The sequence below is a fragment of the Sutcliffiella rhizosphaerae genome, from assembly GCF_917563925.1.
Classification (GTDB): Bacteria; Bacillota; Bacilli; order Bacillales; family Bacillaceae_I; genus Sutcliffiella_A; species Sutcliffiella_A rhizosphaerae.
In genome coordinates this window covers 1397-4725 of the sequence record NZ_CAKJTJ010000074.1, presented here as the reverse complement: position 1 = coordinate 4725, position 3329 = coordinate 1397, and the positions used below count along the sequence as shown (strand labels likewise).

The window sequence follows — 3329 nt, the reverse complement described above, 5'->3', positions numbered from 1 at the left end:
AGTAGTTAGCGGCGGACGGGTGAGTAACACGTGGGCAACCTGCCTGTAAGACTGGGATAACTTCGGGAAACCGGAGCTAATACCGGATAATACAAGGAACCTCCTGGTTCTATGTTGAAAGATGGTTTCGGCTATCACTTACAGATGGGCCCGCGGCGCATTAGCTAGTTGGTGAGGTAACGGCTCACCAAGGCGACGATGCGTAGCCGACCTGAGAGGGTGATCGGCCACACTGGGACTGAGACACGGCCCAGACTCCTACGGGAGGCAGCAGTAGGGAATCTTCCACAATGGACGAAAGTCTGATGGAGCAACGCCGCGTGAGCGATGAAGGCCTTCGGGTCGTAAAGCTCTGTTGTTAGGGAAGAACAAGTGCGAGAGTAACTGCTCGCACCATGACGGTACCTAACCAGAAAGCCACGGCTAACTACGTGCCAGCAGCCGCGGTAATACGTAGGTGGCAAGCGTTGTCCGGAATTATTGGGCGTAAAGCGCGCGCAGGCGGTTTCTTAAGTCTGATGTGAAAGCCCACGGCTCAACCGTGGAGGGTCATTGGAAACTGGGGAACTTGAGTGCAGAAGAGGAGAGTGGAATTCCACGTGTAGCGGTGAAATGCGTAGAGATGTGGAGGAACACCAGTGGCGAAGGCGACTCTCTGGTCTGTAACTGACGCTGAGGCGCGAAAGCGTGGGGAGCAAACAGGATTAGATACCCTGGTAGTCCACGCCGTAAACGATGAGTGCTAAGTGTTAGAGGGTTTCCGCCCTTTAGTGCTGCAGCTAACGCATTAAGCACTCCGCCTGGGGAGTACGGTCGCAAGACTGAAACTCAAAGGAATTGACGGGGGCCCGCACAAGCGGTGGAGCATGTGGTTTAATTCGAAGCAACGCGAAGAACCTTACCAGGTCTTGACATCCTCTGCCACTCCTAGAGATAGGACGTTCCCCTTCGGGGGACAGAGTGACAGGTGGTGCATGGTTGTCGTCAGCTCGTGTCGTGAGATGTTGGGTTAAGTCCCGCAACGAGCGCAACCCTTGATCTTAGTTGCCAGCATTCAGTTGGGCACTCTAAGGTGACTGCCGGTGACAAACCGGAGGAAGGTGGGGATGACGTCAAATCATCATGCCCCTTATGACCTGGGCTACACACGTGCTACAATGGACGGTACAAAGGGCCGCAAAACCGCGAGGTCGAGCCAATCCCATAAAACCGTTCTCAGTTCGGATTGCAGGCTGCAACTCGCCTGCATGAAGCCGGAATCGCTAGTAATCGCGGATCAGCATGCCGCGGTGAATACGTTCCCGGGCCTTGTACACACCGCCCGTCACACCACGAGAGTTTGTAACACCCGAAGTCGGTGGGGTAACCTTTTGGAGCCAGCCGCCTAAGGTGGGACAGATGATTGGGGTGAAGTCGTAACAAGGTAGCCGTATCGGAAGGTGCGGCTGGATCACCTCCTTTCTAAGGATAAAGACGCTTGTTGTTTTGTTTAGTTTTGAGAGAGCATTCTCTCAAAGAAAGATCGATGTGCAAATCTGACGATTTGTTGTCGTGCTTGTTCCTTGAAAACTAGATAATGTAACTAATATCAAGATATTCACAAAATATCGTTCATCTTCGTAATTCTCTGATATCATCGCTGATATCAACACATGACCAAATTTGGTCAACGGTTAAGTTATGAAGGGCGCACGGTGGATGCCTTGGCACTAGGAGCCGATGAAGGACGGGACTAACACCGATATGCTTCGGGGAGCTGTAAGTAAGCTTTGATCCGGAGATTTCCGAATGGGGAAACCCACTGCTCGTAATGGAGCAGTATCTTTACCTGAATACATAGGGTATGGAAGGCAGACCCGGGGAACTGAAACATCTTAGTACCCGGAGGAAGAGAAAGCAAACGCGATTTCCTGAGTAGCGGCGAGCGAAACGGAATTAGCCCAAACCAAGAGGCTTGCCTCTTGGGGTTGTAGGACACTCAACATGGAGTTACAAAGGAACGGGGTAAATGAAGCGACCTGGAAAGGTCCGTCATAGAAGGTAAAAACCCTGTAGTTGAAACTTCGTTCCCTCCTGAGTGGATCCTGAGTACGGCGGAACACGTGAAATTCCGTCGGAAGCAGGGAGGACCATCTCCCAAGGCTAAATACTCCCTAGTGACCGATAGTGAACCAGTACCGTGAGGGAAAGGTGAAAAGCACCCCGGAAGGGGAGTGAAATAGATCCTGAAACCGTGTGCCTACAAGTAGTTAGAGCTCTATGTTTATTTTCTTGCGAAAAAAACAGAGTGATAGCGTGCCTTTTGTAGAATGAACCGGCGAGTTACGATCCCGTGCAAGGTTAAGTCGAAGAGACGGAGCCGTAGCGAAAGCGAGTCTGAATAGGGCGCATGAGTACGTGGTCGTAGACCCGAAACCAGGTGATCTACCCATGTCCAGGGTGAAGTTCAGGTAACACTGAATGGAGGCCCGAACCGACTCACGTTGAAAAGTGAGCGGATGAGGTGTGGGTAGGGGTGAAATGCCAATCGAACCTGGAGATAGCTGGTTCTCTCCGAAATAGCTTTAGGGCTAGCCTCATGTAGTAAGAGTCTTGGAGGTAGAGCACTGATTGGACTAGGGGTCCTCATCGGATTACCGAATTCAGTCAAACTCCGAATGCCAAAGACTTATCCATGGGAGTCAGACTGCGAGTGATAAGATCCGTAGTCAAGAGGGAAACAGCCCAGACCGCCAGCTAAGGTCCCCAAGTATACGTTAAGTGGAAAAGGATGTGGAGTTGCACAGACAACCAGGATGTTGGCTTAGAAGCAGCCACCATTTAAAGAGTGCGTAATAGCTCACTGGTCGAGTGACTCTGCGCCGAAAATGTACCGGGGCTAAACGTATCACCGAAGCTGCGGACTGTTCTTCGAACAGTGGTAGGAGAGCGTTCTAAGGGCGTTGAAGCTAGACCGTAAGGACTGGTGGAGCGCTTAGAAGTGAGAATGCCGGTATGAGTAGCGAAAGAAGGGTGAGAATCCCTTCCACCGAATGCCTAAGGTTTCCTGAGGAAGGCTCGTCCGCTCAGGGTTAGTCGGGACCTAAGCCGAGGCCGAAAGGCGTAGGCGATGGATAACAGGTTGATATTCCTGTACCACCTCCACTCCGTTTGAGCAATGGGGGGACGCAGAAGGATAGGGTAAGCGCGCTGTTGGATATGCGCGTCTAAGCAGCAAGGCTGAGAAGTAGGCAAATCCGCTTCTCGTGAAGGCTGAGCTGTGATAGCGAGGGAAATATAGTACCGAAGTTCCTGATTTCACACTGCCAAGAAAAGCCTCTAGCGAGGAG

General features: G+C 51.8%; 2 rRNA genes (1 of these 2 cut by a window edge). Both read left to right on the top strand.

The annotated features are described in order from the left end of the window. A 16S ribosomal RNA gene (locus tag LRP81_RS22915) occupies positions 1-1461 on the top strand; the annotation flags it as partial. A 210-nt stretch (positions 1462-1671) separates the two neighbouring features. After that, positions 1672-3329: ribosomal RNA gene (locus tag LRP81_RS22910) — 23S ribosomal RNA — on the top strand; it runs 1394 nt beyond the window's last position.